Origin of the sequence: Xanthomonas sp. BRIP62411 (assembly GCF_003993525.1) — a bacterium.
Lineage (GTDB): Bacteria > Pseudomonadota > Gammaproteobacteria > Xanthomonadales > Xanthomonadaceae > Xanthomonas > Xanthomonas euroxanthea.
In genome coordinates, this window is the sequence record NZ_QEZI01000001.1 from 33,327 (window position 1) to 51,402 (window position 18,076).

18 protein-coding genes and 2 pseudogenes are annotated in these 18,076 nt (G+C 61.3%); 12 read left to right on the plus strand and 8 right to left on the minus strand.

Features of this window, described 5'->3' with window-relative positions; genetic code table 11:
• Positions 1–46 precede the first annotated feature (46 nt).
• A complete protein-coding gene (locus EO139_RS00145; protein WP_126968956.1) occupies positions 47–607 on the minus strand; it encodes a hypothetical protein in 561 nt (186 codons plus the stop codon).
• 409 nt (positions 608–1,016) lie between these two features.
• Between EO139_RS00145 and EO139_RS21605 the strand changes: the two genes are divergently transcribed.
• The 3 genes from EO139_RS21605 to EO139_RS00160 all read left to right on the plus strand — a co-directional run bounded on the left by EO139_RS21605 (position 1,017) and on the right by EO139_RS00160 (position 4,715).
• Complete coding sequence (locus EO139_RS21605; protein WP_241235877.1) at positions 1,017–1,670, plus strand: DUF6393 family protein; 654 nt, start codon at positions 1,017–1,019, stop codon at positions 1,668–1,670.
• Positions 1,671–1,686: 16 nt separating this feature from the next.
• On the plus strand, positions 1,687–2,619 hold the full coding sequence (locus EO139_RS21795) for an XVIPCD domain-containing protein (protein ID WP_343136459.1): 933 nt from the start codon (positions 1,687–1,689) through the stop codon (positions 2,617–2,619).
• A gap of 470 nt (positions 2,620–3,089) precedes the next feature.
• Complete coding sequence (locus EO139_RS00160; protein WP_126968945.1) at positions 3,090–4,715, plus strand: alpha/beta hydrolase-fold protein; 1,626 nt, start codon at positions 3,090–3,092, stop codon at positions 4,713–4,715.
• 82 nt (positions 4,716–4,797) lie between these two features.
• On the opposite strand, the gene EO139_RS00165 is transcribed toward EO139_RS00160, so the two are convergent.
• A complete protein-coding gene (locus tag EO139_RS00165; protein WP_126968946.1) occupies positions 4,798–5,199 on the minus strand; it encodes an antitoxin Xre/MbcA/ParS toxin-binding domain-containing protein in 402 nt (133 codons plus the stop codon).
• A gap of 294 nt (positions 5,200–5,493) precedes the next feature.
• Between EO139_RS00165 and EO139_RS00170 the strand changes: the two genes are divergently transcribed.
• Both EO139_RS00170 and EO139_RS00175 read left to right on the plus strand, forming a co-directional pair.
• Positions 5,494–5,946: a hypothetical protein gene (locus EO139_RS00170; protein WP_164739646.1), complete on the plus strand. Its 453-nt coding sequence runs from the start codon at positions 5,494–5,496 to the stop codon at positions 5,944–5,946.
• Between the two features lie 337 nt (positions 5,947–6,283).
• On the plus strand, positions 6,284–7,042 hold the full coding sequence (locus tag EO139_RS00175; RefSeq protein WP_126968958.1) for a hypothetical protein: 759 nt from the start codon (positions 6,284–6,286) through the stop codon (positions 7,040–7,042).
• 173 nt (positions 7,043–7,215) lie between these two features.
• Here the strand turns inward: EO139_RS00175 and EO139_RS00180 are convergent, their stop codons facing one another.
• On the minus strand, positions 7,216–7,524 hold the full coding sequence (locus EO139_RS00180; RefSeq protein ID WP_164739647.1) for a hypothetical protein: 309 nt from the start codon (positions 7,522–7,524) through the stop codon (positions 7,216–7,218).
• Between the two features lie 118 nt (positions 7,525–7,642).
• Positions 7,643–8,539, minus strand: a complete 897-nt coding sequence (locus EO139_RS00185; RefSeq protein WP_126968960.1) for an RluA family pseudouridine synthase — start codon at positions 8,537–8,539, stop codon at positions 7,643–7,645.
• A 591-nt stretch (positions 8,540–9,130) separates the two neighbouring features.
• On the opposite strand from EO139_RS00185, the gene EO139_RS00190 reads away from it, so the two are divergent.
• The 4 genes from EO139_RS00190 to EO139_RS00205 all read left to right on the plus strand — a co-directional run bounded on the left by EO139_RS00190 (position 9,131) and on the right by EO139_RS00205 (position 11,959).
• Entirely contained in the window at positions 9,131–9,460 is a 330-nt protein-coding gene (locus EO139_RS00190; protein ID WP_126968948.1) for a hypothetical protein, read from the plus strand.
• A 36-nt stretch (positions 9,461–9,496) separates the two neighbouring features.
• On the plus strand, positions 9,497–10,702 hold the full coding sequence (locus tag EO139_RS00195) for a PfkB family carbohydrate kinase (RefSeq protein ID WP_126968949.1): 1,206 nt from the start codon (positions 9,497–9,499) through the stop codon (positions 10,700–10,702).
• Positions 10,699–11,304: a 7-cyano-7-deazaguanine synthase gene (locus EO139_RS00200; RefSeq protein WP_126968950.1), complete on the plus strand. Its 606-nt coding sequence runs from the start codon at positions 10,699–10,701 to the stop codon at positions 11,302–11,304. Before EO139_RS00195 ends, EO139_RS00200 begins: the two co-directional genes overlap by 4 nt.
• Positions 11,305–11,593: 289 nt before the next feature.
• Complete coding sequence (locus EO139_RS00205; RefSeq protein WP_126968951.1) at positions 11,594–11,959, plus strand: hypothetical protein; 366 nt, start codon at positions 11,594–11,596, stop codon at positions 11,957–11,959.
• Here EO139_RS00205 and EO139_RS00210 read toward each other — a convergent pair.
• The gene (locus EO139_RS00210; RefSeq protein ID WP_126968952.1) at positions 11,900–12,745 is read right to left on the minus strand and encodes an 8-oxoguanine DNA glycosylase; all 846 of its coding nucleotides are present in this window, start codon (positions 12,743–12,745) and stop codon (positions 11,900–11,902) included. The genes EO139_RS00205 and EO139_RS00210 overlap by 60 nt on opposite strands.
• 240 nt (positions 12,746–12,985) lie before the next feature.
• Here EO139_RS00210 and EO139_RS00215 point away from each other — a divergent pair, with 240 nt between their 5' ends.
• From EO139_RS00215 to EO139_RS00230, 3 genes and pseudogenes are all read left to right on the plus strand, one after another.
• A complete protein-coding gene (locus EO139_RS00215) occupies positions 12,986–13,318 on the plus strand; it encodes a hypothetical protein (protein WP_102255212.1) in 333 nt (110 codons plus the stop codon).
• Between the two features lie 577 nt (positions 13,319–13,895).
• Positions 13,896–14,150: an antitoxin gene (locus EO139_RS00225; RefSeq protein WP_104586310.1), complete on the plus strand. Its 255-nt coding sequence runs from the start codon at positions 13,896–13,898 to the stop codon at positions 14,148–14,150.
• Positions 14,150–14,266: pseudogene (locus EO139_RS00230) on the plus strand (type II toxin-antitoxin system RelE/ParE family toxin); the annotation flags it as partial. The gene EO139_RS00225 and the pseudogene EO139_RS00230, both read left to right, overlap by 1 nt.
• Here EO139_RS00230 and EO139_RS00235 read toward each other — a convergent pair.
• The 3 genes and pseudogenes from EO139_RS00235 to recD form a co-directional block, all read right to left on the minus strand.
• The gene (locus EO139_RS00235; RefSeq protein ID WP_232099354.1) at positions 14,258–14,632 is read right to left on the minus strand and encodes a hypothetical protein; all 375 of its coding nucleotides are present in this window, start codon (positions 14,630–14,632) and stop codon (positions 14,258–14,260) included. The pseudogene EO139_RS00230 and the gene EO139_RS00235 overlap by 9 nt on opposite strands.
• A gap of 351 nt (positions 14,633–14,983) precedes the next feature.
• Positions 14,984–16,039 carry a virulence RhuM family protein gene (locus tag EO139_RS00240; RefSeq protein WP_126968953.1) on the minus strand — a complete coding sequence of 352 codons (1,056 nt, stop codon included), beginning with the start codon at positions 16,037–16,039 and terminating at the stop codon, positions 14,984–14,986.
• 210 nt (positions 16,040–16,249) lie between these two features.
• Positions 16,250–18,076, minus strand: a pseudogene (gene recD, locus EO139_RS00245) (exodeoxyribonuclease V subunit alpha); the annotation flags it as partial.

Genomic DNA, 18,076 nt, shown 5'->3' on the forward strand with positions numbered 1-18,076 from the left:
GAAGCTGTCTTCGGCGCGTTCGCCGATTACCCGGCGGTTACAGACATCAGCGGCCCTGGTCTTTGCCCAGTTTGGTAGCCAGTGCTCCCTTGAACGGCGCCGGATTGCTGGTCACCAGGCAGTTGTAGGGTTTGTCGCTGTTGAGAACCAGCACGGATGACTGCGGCCCCTTGAAATCCAGCCCGACCGAAAACAGCACATAGGTGTTGGGCAGCGCGGTCGGCCGAAACGCGCCGAAGGCATACTCCCCAGCCACGCCCAACGGCGCCAGCGGTATCGTCAGCATCAGCGGCTGTGTGGCCACAGGCGATGGCAGCGACGAGGACGCGGACATGATCTTGGACTGCACGTCGATCGAATACTTGGTGGTGACCGCCACACCCAGATACTTGGACGTTGGTGCCGACACCTGCTTGCGACACGCCGCGATGTCTTCGGGCTTCTGATCCTGCTGGCCGGTCTGCAGCGTGGCAAAGACATGGGTCAGCGTGACCTTGTCCGTTTTGCTGACCGGTGCTGCAACGGCAGCATCCATGCACAACGCGGCCACGACGAGTGAGAGGCCACAGGCCGCAAGCGCACCGCGATAGCTGGTTTTACGTTTCATTTCGATCGTTCCCTGGTGTGTGATGCAAGGTTTTGGCAGCGACTGTTCGCGCGGCTGCCGCTTGCGCCTTGAATGGAATTCGCAACGGCACCTGTGCATAACGCCAAGCGGCAGATGATCGATTGCGTACGATGACGCCCTGCGTGTGTGTGGGAAGCACCACACCTACGCCACCCAGCTGGCCACGCCGCTGGTGTGTTCATCCTTGAAGACCAAGGCCTCGCAAACCCGGCAAATCGTCTCAATAACCTCGTTGCGTGATGCAGTTTGGAATTCGGGAGCGAACACCGCGCTGTCCATCGCTCACATCAAGCATCAGTCGAGGCAAAGCAACTATTTGAAGCGCTTAGGGACTTGCAACTTCCAGTAACGCCACTGAATTGTGGTCGTCTACTTGAAGAGACGTGGATTGCAGGAATATCCCAATGCATACATTTGGATGTGGCACAAAATAGATCGCCTGGGCAGCCCTGACGATCCAACTCAGCTATTCATCAACCATGGGAAGCTTGTAGTACGCTGGTATCGTCTGCACGGAAGGAGTATTGATGTACCAGCCTGCCTGGGAAGGCTCAAGACTTCGCGGGCATTCTATTCAAGTGATTGGTTGTATCAGGAGATCACCATGCCACGCATCGTGCTAAACGGGTGGGCCGCAACGCTCGCACTCACTGGGCTTGCGGTGCTCCCGCTTTCATCCTGCGCCAATGCAGATACTGCACGCACCGCTTCGACACAGGAAGACACCATGAAATCAGGAGCCAGCCCAATGCTTGAAGAGATTTATGCATCAAAAAAGCCCGTTCGATTCGAACAGGTCGACGTTAGCAGCATTGTTGCCAAGTACGTTCCTCTGGGAACAACAAAGTTGGTTGTGCTGGAGACGTTCAGCAAATCTCCAACGTCCAAGATTGTTGAAGACACCCCAGGTAGGGTGGTCGTCAGGGACAATAAGGGGCAGGCAATGCTTGATCCAGATGCACGTTCCGTCGTGATGACTTTTTCTTTGGATACCGACGGCAAGGTGACACACGTCGACGCCGTCCACATCAAGAATCAGTAAGCCAACGGAGACTGTCATGGACGAGAAGATTGAAGTTGGATATCGGAACATCGGGTCTGCGCTGGGCAAGGAATACCACCACAAATTCCTTCTCTACACAGATAAAGAGGGCAAGCAGCACACCATCAGCGGCTGGACCGGCGATGAGCAACCTGGATTGCCGTATGGCCGCATGCACGTCGAGACTAACCTGCCCTACAACCGGGCCAACCCCGATCATCGCGACAACCCGAATGCGGTTGGACAAAAGCAATATCGCGAAGAGATCACACACGGTGCGGACTTGTCGGGAACCTGGGCACGCATGGTCGCCAATGCCAAGAGCAAGGATGACAAGTATCCCTATGATCCCCAGTTGCAAAACTCCAACACACTGGCCGATAGCGTACTGCGGGATGTACGCCTTCCGGAACCAAAGAACGATGGCGTTTTCGGCCACTGGGCGCCTGCATCGGGACGACAGCTCGACGAATCGATCCAGCCGTCGGTGCCAGGATTAGGTAACTCAGGGCGTACCTTCAGCGCAGGCGGAGCACCACTCGATCCGCATCAGGAAGCGCGGCTACGCGATGACCCATTGTTCAAGCAAGCCTTGGCGGGGCTCGATAAGCTCGGCCCGGATGCAGGCGTCTACACCAATCAGCAAGACAAGGAACGTATTGCCGGTGCCCTGGCGGTCCAGGCCAAACTGAATCGCCCGCCGCTGCCCGAGATTCAGGACGTTATTCCCAATCACACAAACGGCAATATTTTCGCGACGTACAAAAATCCAGGAAATGACATGGATGTATTACGCACGCACGTGGATAAGGCCGAAGCCGTCAAGCAGCCATTGGCCGAGAACCTGCAGAAACTCGAAGTTGCCAATCAACAGGCCGTGCAGGCGTCTACGCAGGAGGCATCACGCACAGTGGACCAACCAAGTCATGGTGCACTTGGAATGCGGTGAACAGCAATTGGGAATACAGTCGTATCGTCTTGCTCCCGCAGCAAGCCTTCCGCATTGCTGACTGCGCGGACATAGGCGCCGATGTCGAATATTTGATCGATTGGGACGCGCATGGCAGTGATCGAATCTAAAGCCGGCTTTAGATTGTTCCGGCAGTGAACAGGAACAAGCGGAACCTAGAAGAGATATTAGATTGGCTGCCTGTCAGCCATTTACCTGGTTGGAACTGACGCGGGCTTTCGTTTTAGTTACTTGGGGCTGGCGAGGCTGGCCCAGCTTCACGCTATGGCTTGCGCTGCTCGTGATACCGGGTGGAGTCGGGGTCGGGTCCGGTTGAGGAGGTGATTCCTGGACAGGCAGATCGGATACGGTGACCTCGCGATGGCGGCGCACGGTCGGCCGGGAACTGGCTACAGTCTGCGCAGGGCCGTGTGCGCCCGCCTCGTCCACCTGCGTTCCAAAGGATCTGCATGTCCCTGCATCGTCTTGTTCCCCGCCTGGGTCTGGCCATTGGCCTGTTGTGCGCCTGCGCCGCGCACGCCGCCGCACCGGCAGCGGCCCATCGCCTGCTGCGCGTCACGCTGGACGGGGCCAGCGACCAGCCCGTGTCCGGGCGCCTGCTGGTGTTCGCCACGTTGGCCAAGGACGCCCAGGCCGCGGCCAAGGATGGAAAGGACGGCAAAGCCGGCAAGGTGGAGGAGGTGGACGTCAGCCCGTTCCGCCCGACGGCGGTGGCCGTGGCGGCGCAGGAGGTGACCGCGCTCGCCCCCGGTGCCAGCGTCGAGATCGACCTGGACAACATCGCCTTCCCCAGCGGGTTTTCCGCGCTGCCGGCCGGCGAGTACCTGTTCCAGGCCGTGCTGGATCCGGACCACAGCTACGGCTACAGCGGCCGCGATGGCGGCGATCTGCTGAGCGAGGTCACCGCGGTGACGCCGGGCAAGGGCAAGCCGTTGCCCACGCTGAAGCTCAGCAGGCAGGTGCCGGTGTCGGACGACCCGTGGCAGGTGTCGCCGCGGGCGCCGCAGGCGATCCGCGACGCCATCCCGGAGGCCAGGCTGCATAGCGCGGACGCCTCGCTGGTGAGCCCGGCGCTGAGCGCGTTCTGGGGCCGGCCGGTGTCGCTGCGCGCCCGCGTGCTCACCCCGCCGGGCTACGACGCCAAGGCCGCTGCCCGCTATCCCACCGTGTATGTCACCCACGGCTTCGGCGGCAACTACAACCGCTTTGCCGGCAGCATCGCCGCCGCCTGGAGCGCGATGGCGGCCAGGCAGATGCCGCCGATGATCTGGGTGTTCCTGGACCAGTCCACGCCCACCGGCACCCACGAGTTCGCCGACTCGGTCAACAACGGCCCCTGGGGTACCGCGCTGACCGAAGAGCTGATCCCCGCGCTGGAGCGCCAGTACAAGATGGACGGCAACGCCCGGGGCCGCTTCTTGAACGGGCATTCGTCCGGCGGCTGGGCCACGCTGTGGCTGCAGACGCGCTACCCCAAGCTGTTCGGCGGCACCTGGTCCACCTCGCCCGACTCGAGCGACTTCCACGACTTCACCGGGCCGGACCTGTACGCGCCCAATGCCAACGTCTACCGGCGCCCGGACGGCAGCCAGTTCCCGCTGATCCGCGACCAGGGCAAGGTGGTGGCCGACCTGGAGACCTTCGCCAGGCTCGAGCGCGTGCTCGGCCCGTACGGCGGCCAGCTCACCTCGTTCGAGTGGGTGTTTTCCCCGCGCGGGCCCGACGGCCGCCCGCTGCCGATGTTCGACCGCGACACCGGCAAGGTAGACCCGGCCGTGGTGGCCTACTGGCGCACGCACTACGACATCGCCGCGCGCGTGGCCGCGCAATGGCCCACGCTCAAGCCGGACCTGGACGGCAAGATCCACCTGATCGTCGGCACCGCCGACACGTTCTACCTGAATGGGGCGGCGCGCAAGTTCCAGGCAGTGCTGGACGGCCTGGGCGCCAAAAGCGACTTCCGCTACCTGGAAGGCCGCAGCCACTTCGACCTGTACAAGGAGGGCGAGGACAGCAACGCCTTGATGAAGAAGATTGCCTGGGAGATGTACGCCGTGGCGCGGCCCAAGCAGTAAGCGCGCCCACGCACGGCCGGCGCTGCCGATCGACGGGCCGGCCACCGGCGCGCCAAGGCGCGCCGTGCAACGCTGTCGATCCTCAGGCCGAGCGCTTGGACAATTCCCACTCCAGCTGCTGCCTGAGCACCAGCAGCAGCACCTGCAGGCGGCCACCGCGCACCAGCGCGGCCGGTGTCTGCCCGTCCAGGGCGTTCATGGGCTTGCGGAACCAGCCGATCAGCGCCTCGTTGTTGCCGCCGTTCAAGGCCCAGGCGTGGCAGACGATCTCGCCCAGGTTCTCGATACCGGTGCTGCCCAGCAGCTTGAGGTGCTCCGGCGTGAAGGCGAACAGCGTCAGCACCAGCTCGGCATCGGCCGCCTTGCCGTAATCGGCCTCCATCTGCTGGCTGTGCGCGGTGCTGTAGATCAACGCTTGCGCGCGGAAGTCTTCGGCACGCCGCATGCCGGTGAGCAGTGATGCGATGAGGTCGGCGCGTTCCATGGGGCAGTCCGGCGGTGTGATAGCGCGCACGCTATCGACGTTGCCGCCGCCGCTCAATCAGGAGACTCCTGACAGGCGGTATCGGCGTCAGCGGCCGTTATAGTCCGCGCCGGCCGGCGTTGGTGCCTGGCGGCGGCGTTGGCGGCCGATTGCTGCTTGCGCGCGGCCGCCGCAGCGGCGTCACCCATTGGCCGTGCTTGACGTGCACATTGCTAGGATTCGGGCGCGTTACTGGCAGCAGCCCGCGCCTGCAAGGCTGCAGTACTGGAGTGTCATCTCATGAGGAGTTGTCAGATGCCCTGGAAATCCGCCCTGGCCGTGCTTGCCCTGTCCACCGCCGCGCTGCCGGCCTTGGCCCAGTCCGACCGCCAGGTGGTCGAAGACATGCTCACCCGCTCGGCCACTGTCTGCCCCGGCCACAGCACCGACCGCACCGCGCTCACCGTCAAGGCCGTGCCCGTGGGCGCGCTGCGGGTGATGCTGGAACGCGGCCTGGTCATGTGCCCGGACCGCCGCCTGGATGCCGCGCCGGCGGTGTTCTACGGCCGCCTGGGCGTGTTCGCCTGGAACCCGGAAGTGCCCGCCGGCAAGACGGTGATCGTCAGGCAGATCGACACCATGACCCGCAACGAGGACTACCCCGTCGAGACGCTGGTGTGGGACGCCAAGGGCACCGCGCTCAAGCAGCAGACCGTGCCGATGTTCGAGCCCAAGCCGGGCGCGGCGGTGTTGTACAAGGTGCGCTAAGTCCAAGGCTCACAGAAGCACTCAGTCCCCTGGCTGCAACGGCTGCATCCTCTCATTCCATCTTGCAGCCGCGGCTCGCCTACAAGGATGCCCGCCGGCTGCCGTACCTGACATCGCGCCAGGTGCGGCGGCCGGCGGTCTGCAGGAAAACCGGCCGCGGGCACGGACCGTATTGTCGGCGCATGCGGCACGCCGTTCTGTCCACTGCCTATACTCGACTTCGGCACGCAGCATAGGAGGATGCATGAGACACCCACTGGCCCTGGCGGGCCTCGCATGCATCGCATTGGGCCTTGCCGTTCCCGGCTGCAGCGCAACACAAACAGGCGCCAACACCATGACCAACGAACAAGGATGCGTCCGGCAACGCGGCGGTCCGCAAGACCCCGGCACCAGCCCGCCACCGGTCATGGAGGCGTGCCTGGGTCCGTACAAGCTGCATATTCCAGCCAACTATTTCGACGACCAGATGGGTCCGAACTTCGATGGTAGCTTCGGGTTATATCTGGAATACCCGGATTTAAATGCGTTTGCTCCTGGCGAACGTGCCCACCTGAAGCTGGACGTGGCCACCCGCACCGTCAATATCGGCTATCGCTATCTCGACCGCGTTGATCCCGATGTGTTTCTTCGGCGGCAGTACACGCCGGACGGCACAGCGCAGGACACCCCAGAAGCGGATATCAACACGCGCATCAAAGGAGCTGAAAAAAACGGGCTCACGCCTTACTACGCCAACATCGCTGCGTACCGCGAGCACTACCTGGCGCAAGGGCTGAAACCATCCAATTCCATCATGGACGCAAGCTACTACAAGGATTGGTATGTCCGCCGCGACGCACAAGGAAACATCGACACCATCATCAAGTGCACGTCCCGCGAGGTCGAACAGTCGGGCGTGGAGGTCCGCGAGGGCAAGCTAGTGCGCAGCAAGGAGCGGGAACTTCCCCGCTGCGAGCACATCTTCGTCATTCCGGAACTGAAGGTCGCAGTGGAGATCGACTATGTGCGCGTTGCGTTGAAGGACTGGAAGAAGATCCAGGACCGCGCACGAAGCGCACTGAAAGACTTCATGCCGGCCCCCAGCGGCACCTGAGCGCCTGCCAGCGACGAGGTGATGCATGACAGGACTGACGCAAGACGCTCCTCGGATCGCATGGACGGTGACTCGGCAGCAAGATGCACCCACCCATGTGCGCGCCTGCCGTGCGTTTGATGCTGGGCGCTGGAGTCGGTACTCGCAGCATTCCGACATCCTGCGTCGCCACGTCAACCGGTTGTGTCTACCCCGCCGTCATGCAGCCGCTGCGTGTCGATCTCATCGACGATGGCGCGCACCGTGCGGGCAGCGTTGAAGATGTTCTCGCCCAGAACCGACAGACTGGTGGCGTCCAGCGACTTGCCGCTGCACACCGCCACCATGTCGCTTTGCGCGGTGATCGTGCGCAGCAGCGTGTGGAACTGGTCGATCTGCTGCAGGGTGACGCCGAAGGTGAAGGGCTCTTGGTGCGGTTGCAGCTTCGCCGCTGGCGTGGCGCGTCGCCGAGCGGTAGTCGAAAGGGCTTTCGAAGCAGTCATGGCGTCCATCCTCGACGTGAGCGGACGGGATGTCCGCAAAGCCAGCGTAACGCGCTCTTTCGGATATCTGAAAACCAGATATTTCGCCCGGATTTCTAGCGAAACGGAGGCTCGCGTCTCAAGCCAATTTTGTCGGTTCGACTGTCGCGGTGAAGAGCCGAGGATCACCGGTGATCGGATCATCGAACGCCAACGTATGCGCGAACAACTGCAGCGGCCGTTCCGGATCATCGGGCCGGTGATCTTCCAGCTCTGGATAGAAACGGTCATGCAGGATCGGGGCGCCAAGTGCGGCCATGTGCACGCGCAACTGGTGCTTGCGCCCGGTGACCGGCTCCAGCCGATACGTCCACATGTCTGCGCCGCGCGCGACCACATCGATCACCGTCTCGCTGTTCGGCTCGCCCACCCCCTCGCGCATGCGGAAGAACGGCTCGCCCGGCTCCAGCCGGCTGCGATTCACATACGGAAACGTCAGCCCCGGCAGCGGCGGTGCCACTGCCAGATAGTGCTTGCGAATGCGTCTCTCACGAAACAGCGCCTGGTAGATCCCGCGTGTTGCAGGATTAGCAGAAAACAGCACCAGTCCCGCAGTGTCGCGATCGATGCGGTGCAACGGCGCCAGTGCGGGGTTATCGAAGCGGCGCACCAAACGGGTCAACAGCGTCTGGTGCACGTAGGCACCGGCTGGCACCACGGGCAGGAAATGCGGCTTGTAGGCAACGACCACATGCGCGTCGGCATGCAACACCGTTTCCGTTGCCGTGATGATCGGCTCATCCGCTACTTCGCGGAAGTAATAGATCTCCGCACCAAGCCGATACGGTGCAGCGATATCCAATGCCTGCTGCTGCGCATCCAGTACGCGCCCACGCGCGAAGCGATCACGCCACGTGTCAGCCCCAACGACCGGAAAGCACGCACACAGCGCCTCCCACACCGTGTGCCAGGGGCCGGACGGGAGCTGGAACTGGCTGGCAGGGATGCCATCGAGGGTCGGGCGAGGAGCAGACATGGCGACGGCAGAAGCGCACTCAAGCAGATGGGCTGGGATCGTACCTTGTCGCGTCGATTCTCTCCGCAACGGTGGCCCGCACTGACCGGATCAAGAACTTTCGGATGACACGTACTACGCCATGTTAGGAAATGCTGCGGTTCACTCGCCTGAGATGAACCCTGAGGTCTCGTCTGGCGTATTCGTCACTTTTGTCTGTCTCGTTGCATGTCACGCGTGCCTGCAGACGCAGTGCAAGAGCAACCGCAACCGCAACCGCCATCATTCGTAGCGAATAACGCGGCCCGCAAAATGGGCTAACTATCCATTAAGAAGCACTTTTCTGATGAGGTGCTTTGCATCCGGACGAGATTTCTTTTCGCCTGAGCGTTGAGCTAATCTCCGATGGTGACCCGAGCTAATGCCACGGAAGCCAAGGGCAATAAGCACCACCGTCTTCTGCTTTTTGCCTCCGCCTTTATACCGAGCTGAAGCGGAATAGCAAAACCTAAGGCCACTTGTACAACCGAGTCTTCAGCCCTACCATCAGAAAAACCGATTGTTTTCATCCAATATTTTCCATTGCTGTACCGGATAACAGAGGAAAGTTAGATGTCTGGATCAGGAAGTGGTGGTTTCGGTAGCGGCACTCCATACGCTGATGTGGCCTGTGATCTTTTGGAATTCGGGACGCAGATCAGCTCGCCAAAAGAGTTAGTTGTTGCACGGATAAAGGTAGGCGACATTCTATTAGTGACCCTTGATCAGCAAGGCCCATCGCAAGTGGTTGTGATCAAGTTGGGTAATGAAGTTGCCGGCGGCATCACCTCTCCTAGGATTGCGCGGTTGTTAGAATGCATCCGCCAAGGAACCAGGTACGCGGCAACTGTGACCGGCAAGACAGATGGCCAGGTAAGCGTTCGAATTACACCGATTGTCTGATTTACTGAAGGAAACAGATTTAGTAAGGGGAACAGGATGTTGTCAATCATCGGTGGAATATACCGAGAAAAGTGCTTGCGGCCGCGTTGGGATAACGTTTATGGCTCTGCCGGACGTGCGGCCTCCGCCATTGCGCGCCTAGGCGGGCAGGTTGAGCTGCACGGCTACATGGACGCTGAGCTGGAGCAACTCATGAAAGCTCGAGCGATAGAAGATGGGTTTTCACTCCTGACAACGGAACTCCCACGATCGGCTATTTTTTCATACACACACGGCTTGGCAGTTCCTCAATATTACCAGCCTGAGCGCCAATCAGATCTCTACCTTCAGTCCGAAAATGTTTTACGTTTTGGCATGATCGAAGGCACAGCTGTGGTCGATGCAGACTATGCTGTATTTGATCCCCAAAATGTCGGACGGCCGGAGGCTTTCGCTGATAATGGCTCCAAGGCGAAACATCTCGCACTAGTTCTCAACTCCTATGAGGCCTTGCAGATACTTGGTGAACGCGACCTGCAAGTCGAGGAGATTACCCGCCGCTTGGCCGAAGAGCAGGGTGCTGAGGTAGTAGTACTGAAGCTAGGGCCAAAGGGCGCACTTGTGTGCTACGAAGGTACGCATCACCGGATCTCTGCCTTTTCGACTGAACATGTATGGAAAATTGGTAGCGGCGATCAGTTCGCGGCAAATTTTGCATATGCCTGGATAGAACAGCAGCGCCATCCCTTCGATGCGGCTGAACGCGCCTCCAAGGCCGCCGCGTACTACGCAGAATACCGAGACTTCCCAACCCCGAAGGCCTTGGACGACTACGCGCCGTTGGCGCTGACAGTCTCAGATAGCTATTTGGCTGGGCGTATACCAACAGTCTACCTCGCCGGACCTTTCTTCACCCTAGGCGAGCTCTGGGTTATCGAGCAGGCGCGCAACTGCCTTCTTGATATGGGCATGAGGGTGTTTTCTCCATATCACGATGTTGGATCTGGGCCTGCGGAACAGGTGGTCCACCAAGACATTCGAGGAATTCACGAGAGCGATCTAGTTCTGGCGATCGGCGATGGACTGGACTCCGGGACCATCTTCGAAATTGGATATGCACGCGCGCGGCAAATCCCGGTCGTTTTCTACGCGGAGAATGTTTCGCAGGAGGATAGAAAAATGATGCAAGGGACAGACTGCTTCCTTTGCGACGACTTCGTCAGCGCCATTTATCGAACTGTGTGGGTTGCGATCAACTTATGAAGACCGCGTTACTCTTATCAGGAGGAATGGACTCCATTGCAGTAGCTTGGTGGAAACGGCCCGACGTGGCGTTTACAGTTGATTACGGTCAGTTGGCAGCACCAGCCGAGGTTTCTGCATCCCGCAGCGTTTGCGAGCGCCTTCGTATTCCACATCATATACTGCGCTTTGATGCGCGGGAGCTTGGCTCTGGTGACATGGCAGGCGCGGCTCCAGATGCTAATGCTCCGGCAAGCGACTGGTGGCCTTATCGCAATCAGTTTCTACTGACTTTGGTTGGAATGAAGGCCATCTCGATTGGCATGCAGCGACTTCTAATTGGAACCGTAGCCTCAGATGGAAGCCATCAGGATGGAACGCCAGAGTTCGTATTGCAGATTAGCCACTTGATGCAGATCCAAGAAGGTGGCTTGGTAGTGGAAGCACCCGCGATCGATTTCGCTACGATCGACCTTATCCGCATGTCGGCTATACCTCATGATGTGCTGGCTTGGGCCCACAGCTGTCACAAGGCTCATGTACCTTGTGGCAACTGCCGCGGCTGCAATAAATATCTTCAGGTTTGGCAAGAGCTTAATATCCATGTGGACGTTGCTGGGTAGTCCCGTACCGCGTCAACAACCCCTGGCGTACTCGCCGCACCTCTGGCCGGTGACCCAATCGGTTAGTCTCCCCTACAGCGCGACAACAGATGCCCTAGTCCGATCTAGTCCTAATTCCATAAGACGAAGTCGTCGAGTATTTGCACCTATAAGTTGGGAGCAAATTAGCTTGCTACTTTGGCGTACCGCACACTGTCAACGGACAGCCGAATCTTCCCTTGGATTTCGACTTCAGCAGCGCGCTGTTCCGTCAGCAGGTGCCATTCATCCGATTCACCTTTTGGTACAGATGCCAGATGATGCCGGTGCATGGGCACGCTACAACCCACTCACTCACTCACTTGATGTGATCGGCACATGCGCAAGGGTCTTAAATCCTTTACGTCAACAAGCAGATGAAATCGTCCTTGCACAGCCCGGTATTCTGCTGATTTTTGTAGCCGAGCCTCAAATGACCGCAGCCAAATATGAGAACCCAGATAGCTTGATTTGGCGAGACGCTGGTGTACTTCAGGGCGCGCTTGCGATGACCTCGGAAGATTTAGGCCTCAACTTTTGCCTGCTCGGCATTACCGGGGACCCTTGGGTCGGACAACTAAGCAAGCAGTGCCAACTGGTGGGTGTCGGGCTGGCTGCGCTGGGCGCGCGTCCGTGATGGCGCGTGCTTAGACTTAAATTTGCTATCTGGCAATGCGCTCAACGTGGCTCCTACAGTGAGTGGCGAGGACATCATGTCGAGCCAAATCACCGCATCCAGTTCAGAAGGTCTTACCCCCAGTCCTACGCTAAATTTTAGGAATTGTGATTCCAAGGCCAAATAGTCGCGCTCGACAGTGAGCTCAGGATTCAAGAATCCAGCAAGCACACCTGCACGCAGGATATGAATATCCAAGATTGCAACATCATCTGCGTCCAACCAATTCCGAGCGACCCATGAAGCCGTTTTGTATCCAATGCCTGGAATCGCCGTTAACCAATCACGCAGTGCGCGACCAGATTGCTCTGGATGTACCTCCGTAGCCAGCTTGTGTAAGGCGGCTGCCAAGTAGCGCGACTTCTGGCTCGCGAAGCGATATCGCACAAACCGGCCCTGATGTCTCATGGGCTCGGAGAGCCATTCAAGGAGCTTTTTCTCTTCCGGCGGCTCAGCCTCAAATGCTCCTTTCTCTTTTAGATGGCTAAAAGCGAGAAGCCCTACGCTGGCAGGAATTCCATGGCCGCCAAGAAGGCACGCGCCAACCTCCTCCCTCAATGACTGCCCAAGCTTGTAGCGGATTGAACGGGCCTCGATACGGCGCGCCATTACTTGGTAAGCCCAGTAGGCTGGTGTCGAAAATGCCTCCACTGGTCCCCAGGCGACACCGGGCACTACCTCGATCTCCGCGGACGGCAACTCTACGTTAATCGTCATCGACTCAAGCATCACGCAAGCTCGTTGCATGCATAGTCTCCGAAATGGGTCAGCGACGAGGGGGAGAGGCGAAGTATGCGTATCGCGGCGCTATCAGCCTTGCATAACCGTCGAGTGTGCGCCAGCACGGTGCTTTACGGCAATGGGGTCGCGTTGCGTGCTGCAACGTGACATGGGCTCATAGTCGAACCGCCGGCACGCGGTACCCTTGACCTGCCATACATCCCCAACCAGCCATCCTGGCTTTCAGACTCAACTGGAGAACACACGATGATGAAGTGGATGGGCACCGCGCTGGCCGCGGCACTGCTGGTGAGCGGTTGCGCCAAGGTGGAGGGCGAGAAGTTCGTCGGCCACTGGGTCAACGTGCAGACGCAGGAAGAGACGATGGACATCGAGCGCAATGGCGAGACCTTCATGGTCCGCAGCACCACGCCGAAGTTCTTCAGCCGCAAGCCCAAGACCGAGAGCTACCCGGCGGTCTACAAGGACGGGGCGCTGCAGGTGACCAACGATGGCGAGACGGTGAACTTTGCCATCGACGCGGCCAACGGCCACCTCAACACCGGCGGCGAGCAGTACCAGCGCGTGCCGGCCAAGTAAGGCCGCCGCTGCCGCCAGCGCCCGCGTGCGGACCTTGCCGGCCGCACGCGGGCGTTTGCGTTTGTGGCCTAGCCGGCCACGCCGAAGGGCTACTGGTGCACGCTGCCTCGCGCGGCCGCCGGGCCGGACACACCGCCCGTCGCCCTGCCTGGCGCTGCCGCTGCCATTCCACCCCGCGCAAGCCGTACAGTGCGCAGGCACGCCAGGGTCATGGCGCTGCCCGACCGATCAATCCAGCAACTACGAGGGTGTCATGAGCAAGGGGATGGACCAGAAGAAGAGCCAGAAGAAAGAGCCGACCAAGACGCTGAAGGAAAAGCGCGCGGCCAAGCAGGAAAAGAAGGGCAAGTAAGCCGCCCGGCCTGCCAGACGGCAGACGAGGTCAGGCGCAGGCCTGGCCTCGCGTTTTTTAGGCGTGGCGCGTGGCGCTGAGCGTTGGCTTGCGAACCCGGCCTGTCAGATTCTCTCAATCTCTACTGACATGGCCTGCGTAGCGCCCCAACGCGCTGTTGACCGAACAACGGGCCGGCCAGACCTGCTGTGCTAATGTGGGTTTGTGCGGATCTCGGAGCGCGTCATGAGCCGTTTGACCATCGACCTAAGCGATCAGCAGCACCAGAGCCTGAAGGCGCTGGCGGCTTTGCAAGGCAAGACCATCAAGCAATACGCCCTTGAACGCCTGTTCCCTGGCGATATAAACGCTGATCAGGCATGGCATGAGTTGAAAAGCCTGCTTGGGGGACGTGTCGAGGAAGGCCTTGCCGGCAACGTGTCTACCAAGAGCATCAGCACCATCCTGGATGAAGAATTGGCCGAGGGCCGTCGTGGCTGATGCACGGCTACGTCCTCACCGACGCAGCCGAAGCCGATCTGCGCGGGATCATCCGCTACACCTCGGCACGCTGGGGCCAGCCGCAGGCTCGCCGATACATCGCAGACCTATCGAGGCGTGATCTCGATGATGTTGGATGTAGCAGTCTTCAGCGACGTCATATCGGCTGAGGTGGTTTTACTCTTTGATTCCTGCTGCTCCCGATAACGTATAAATGGGTGTACTCCGACCGAGTAATTGCGCCCAGGCATGATCTGGTAACTCAATGACAGATTGATCGTCCTGACGATTGACTGCCCCGGCTTCAAGACAAGAGATGGCGTGGAACCTCGGACGTTATGCACATAGATGCCGCGATAGTCGACAGGGCTGCCGTCCTCTTGCATGACCTTGAACAGATTGGTCTGCAACACCCCGCCTTTGTCTACGTCTGGAACATACGAGGCAGGTAGCTCGATGGGCTGGTCACCTGCGTTGGCCATCGTGACTGAGACGGATGCTCCAGCTGTCGCTGTATGCGCTGCCTGTCTGTTTTGGAGTCTGATCTCCAGCCTCCCAGCCGCAGTCGCGCTGGAGCAGGCTGACAGCGCGAGAATCCCAAGAACCCATATCGCCTTCATCATTCACCTCTTACGCGCAAGCGCTTCTTTGTCGTCAGTTCTCATGCCATCTCTCCGGCTTGGGGTACGAGCCCTGGACGGGCGGAACCACCGTGGCGGGCGACTCCTGGGCAGACGCTAGTCGCGATTCATCCTCGGAGCGATCTTTCAATCCAACGTGCACTATCGCGCGCGGTTGGGGACCTGACGCTTTGGCGCTTCCCACATCACCGTCTAGCGCAAGTCCTCGTCGGCACCGTCCACCCGGTCTCCTGCATCAAGCTGCTGCAACACGCGATCGAAATCGCTCACGAACAGCTGGTCCTGCACGATGCGGTACTTTTCGAACTCGCTTTCCGCATGCGCTTTGGCGATCTCGGCGGTGACGCGCCCTGCGTCCTGCAACACCTGCCGGTCGGTTGCTTCGATGAAACGATTCAGACGTGTTTCCCAATCCTGCATGGTCATCGGAATCTGCCGCAGTGCCATGTCCTCGGCCAGGTCCAGATAGGCCGATACGAGGCGTTGCAACTGCGCCATCTCGCCGGTGGTCAGGTAGTTCTTGTCAACCGCCACGTCGAACTTCTGGATCTTCCCGCGCGGTGCATCGGCCCAGGTGGTCAGGCCCATGTGCTGCTTGCCGGCATCGGCTCGGTGGTAGACGACTTCTGCTGCGGTTTGCCCGTGGATGGCCCAGTGCAGCTTGTTCTGCACTGTGGCGAAGAACCGCTGGGTTGCCTGCGCGGTGGCATCGTAGTCCAGGGCGGTGGCGTAGATGTCGGTGATCTTCTGGTAGAACTTGCGCTCGGAGAGACGGATCTCGCGGATGCGCTGCAACTGCTCTTCGAAGTAGCGCTTGCCGAGCACCGTGCCGTCATTCTTCAGGCGCTCATCGTCCATCGCGAAGCCCTTGATCGTGAAGGACTCGATGATGGTGGTGGCCCACTTGCGGAACTGCACCGCGCGCTCGGAATTGACCTTGTAGCCCACGGCAATGATGGCCGCGAGGTTGTAGTGCTTGGTGTCGTAGCTCTTGCCGTCGGCGGCAGTTATTCGAAAATTTCGAATAACTGCATCTGGCTGTAACTCGTTGTCAGCGAACACCTTTTTCAGGTGGTAGTTGATGGTGTGGGTTTCGACATCGTAGAGCTGGGCCAGCATCTTCTGCGTCAGCCAGACGTTTTCGTCGGCATACGCCGCCTGCACGCCGCCCTCGCCTGCGGCGGCCACGAAGGTCAGGTATTCGGCCGCCGACGAGCGGACGAGCGAAATTTCATGCTTTTTCGCCATTGATGCCTCCCATGCTGGCGATACCGCACAACCAGTTTTTCTTCGTCCATGATGCTATCCGGGCATGCCCGGTGATGGTGATAGGCGAAAGTGCCGTTCTGCCGTAAGTGATGTTGCCATTGCGCCGGCTCGCGTCCATCAGAACAACGACCCCTGCACAGGCAACGCAGTGGATGGTTCTGTTGCTTGCTTGGCGGGTGCCGCCTGCTGCTGCGCACCCAACCGCCACGCCAGGCCCGAGATGCGCGCGGCGTGCCGGGCGAGCGCGCTGCGGATGACCGCTTCGCTGCCGGCCAGGTGCAGGGCGCGGCGGGCGCGGGTGATGCCGGTGTAGAGCAGTTCGCGGCTGAGCACGCGGGCGTCGCGGGTGGGCAGTTGCAGCCAGACGGTGTCGAATTCGCTGCCCTGGGCCTTGTGCACGGTCATGGCGAAGGCGCTTTCGTGCGCGGGCAGTGCGGCGGGGTGGAAGCCACGCACCTGGCCGTCGCCGTCGCCTTCGAACCAGGCGACCAAGGGGCCTTGAGCACGGCTGTCGGTGCCTGGGTCACGGCGGTTGGCGGTGCCGCCGGGCTGGCCTGGCGCTGACGAGGGACCTTCGTCGCTGCGCCCCGGGGAGGGACTCGCGTCGCTTCGCAGGCAGATGCCGACGTCGCCGTTGAACAGGCCGTGGCGGTAGCTGTTTTCGGTGATCAGCAGCAGACGGCCCTGGAACCAGGGCGAGGCGCTGCCGAGACGGCGGGCGCCGGAGCCGGTTTCGGCCAGCAGTTGTTCGATACGGGCGTTGAGGCCACGTGCGCCCTGCGGGCCGGCGCGCACGGCGGTGAGCAGGCGCAGGCGCGCGGCATCGCGCAGGGCGGCGGCCGGGTCGTGCGCGTCGGCCAGCGCGCGCCAGTGGGCGAGCAGTGCGTCGCGGCCCAGGGTGAGCGGGTCTTCGCCGTCTTCGTGGAAGTGCACGCCGGCCAGCTCGCCGCTGCGCAGCAGCGCCAGGGCGGTGTCGGCGTCGCCGGCGCGCACGGCGTCGGCCAACGGGGCGAGCGCGAAGTCGTGCGCCTGACGGTAGCCGCGCAGCAGGTGCACGCGGTGGCCGGCCAGGCCGCCGCTGTGGGTGGCGGCGGGCGTGGTGTCAGCGGGCGCGTTGCCAAGCAGCGGTTGCAGCGCCTGTGCATCCTGCGGCTGCAGGGTGTCGCCGGGGCCGGCGGCCTGCAGGATGGCGGCGAGCACGTCGCCGGCTTCCACCGAGGGCAGCTGGTCGGCATCGCCGAGCAGGATCAGCTGGGTGCCGTCGGCCACGGCTTCCACCAGCTTGCACATCAGCGGCAGGTCGACCATGGAGGCTTCGTCGACCACGATCAGGTCGAAAGGCAGCGGGTTGTCCGCGTTATGGCGGAAGTTCGGGGAATCGGGAATGACACCGAGCAGGCGGTGGAGAGTGCTGGCGCCGGTGGGGAGGAGGGAGTTCCAGGTGGACGGCTGGCCCTCACCCGCCCTTCGGGCACCCTCTCCCGCTTGCGGGAGAGGGGAAACAGCGGGGTTTGCTGGCTCTGGCGCTTGAAGAAGAGGGGAAGCGACGGGGTGCGGTGGCTCTGTCACTTGATGGGGAGGGGAGGCGACGGGGTGCGGCGACGGCTTCGCTTGCCCGGGCGCGGCTGCAGCGGGGGTGGGTGCGAGCTGGATGCCGTCGGCGATGGCGCGGGCAACGGCCAGGCGCAGGCTCTCGGCCATGCGCTCGGCGGCGCGGCCGGTGGGCGCGGCCAGGGCGATGCGCGGTGCCGGGGTGTTGGAGGCGTGTGCCTGGGCGATGCGCAGCAGCAGCAGGCGGGCGATGGTGGTGGTCTTGCCGGTGCCGGGGCCGCCGGTGACCAGCAGCAGGGTGCGGCGCAGCGCCAGGGCGGCGGCCTGGGCCTGGCGGTCCTGGTGGTGGGATGGGGCCGGCGGGTGCGTGCCGTCTTGGTAGACGGATGGCGCGGGCGGGGCCGTGCCCTCTTGGTGGACAGATGGCGCGGGCAGGCCCGGACCCTCACCCGCCCTTCGGGCACC

Bases quoted from the DNA above. Each gene is read 5' to 3' on its own strand.
- EO139_RS00145 (WP_126968956.1), bottom strand. From the start codon at position 607: ATGAAACGTAAAACCAGCTATCGCGGTGCGCTTGCGGCCTGTGGCCTC.
- EO139_RS21795 (WP_343136459.1), top strand. From the start codon at position 1,687: ATGGACGAGAAGATTGAAGTTGGATATCGGAACATCGGGTCTGCGCTG.
- EO139_RS00160 (WP_126968945.1), top strand. From the start codon at position 3,090: ATGTCCCTGCATCGTCTTGTTCCCCGCCTGGGTCTGGCCATTGGCCTG.
- EO139_RS00165 (WP_126968946.1), bottom strand. From the start codon at position 5,199: ATGGAACGCGCCGACCTCATCGCATCACTGCTCACCGGCATGCGGCGT.
- EO139_RS00170 (WP_164739646.1), top strand. From the start codon at position 5,494: ATGCCCTGGAAATCCGCCCTGGCCGTGCTTGCCCTGTCCACCGCCGCG.
- EO139_RS00175 (WP_126968958.1), top strand. From the start codon at position 6,284: ATGACCAACGAACAAGGATGCGTCCGGCAACGCGGCGGTCCGCAAGAC.
- EO139_RS00180 (WP_164739647.1), bottom strand. From the start codon at position 7,524: ATGACTGCTTCGAAAGCCCTTTCGACTACCGCTCGGCGACGCGCCACG.
- EO139_RS00185 (WP_126968960.1), bottom strand. From the start codon at position 8,539: ATGTCTGCTCCTCGCCCGACCCTCGATGGCATCCCTGCCAGCCAGTTC.
- EO139_RS00190 (WP_126968948.1), top strand. From the start codon at position 9,131: ATGTCTGGATCAGGAAGTGGTGGTTTCGGTAGCGGCACTCCATACGCT.
- EO139_RS00195 (WP_126968949.1), top strand. From the start codon at position 9,497: ATGTTGTCAATCATCGGTGGAATATACCGAGAAAAGTGCTTGCGGCCG.
- EO139_RS00200 (WP_126968950.1), top strand. From the start codon at position 10,699: ATGAAGACCGCGTTACTCTTATCAGGAGGAATGGACTCCATTGCAGTA.
- EO139_RS00205 (WP_126968951.1), top strand. From the start codon at position 11,594: ATGCCAGATGATGCCGGTGCATGGGCACGCTACAACCCACTCACTCAC.
- EO139_RS00210 (WP_126968952.1), bottom strand. From the start codon at position 12,745: ATGCAACGAGCTTGCGTGATGCTTGAGTCGATGACGATTAACGTAGAG.
- EO139_RS00215 (WP_102255212.1), top strand. From the start codon at position 12,986: ATGATGAAGTGGATGGGCACCGCGCTGGCCGCGGCACTGCTGGTGAGC.
- EO139_RS00225 (WP_104586310.1), top strand. From the start codon at position 13,896: ATGAGCCGTTTGACCATCGACCTAAGCGATCAGCAGCACCAGAGCCTG.
- EO139_RS00235 (WP_232099354.1), bottom strand. From the start codon at position 14,632: ATGGCCAACGCAGGTGACCAGCCCATCGAGCTACCTGCCTCGTATGTT.
- EO139_RS00240 (WP_126968953.1), bottom strand. From the start codon at position 16,039: ATGGCGAAAAAGCATGAAATTTCGCTCGTCCGCTCGTCGGCGGCCGAA.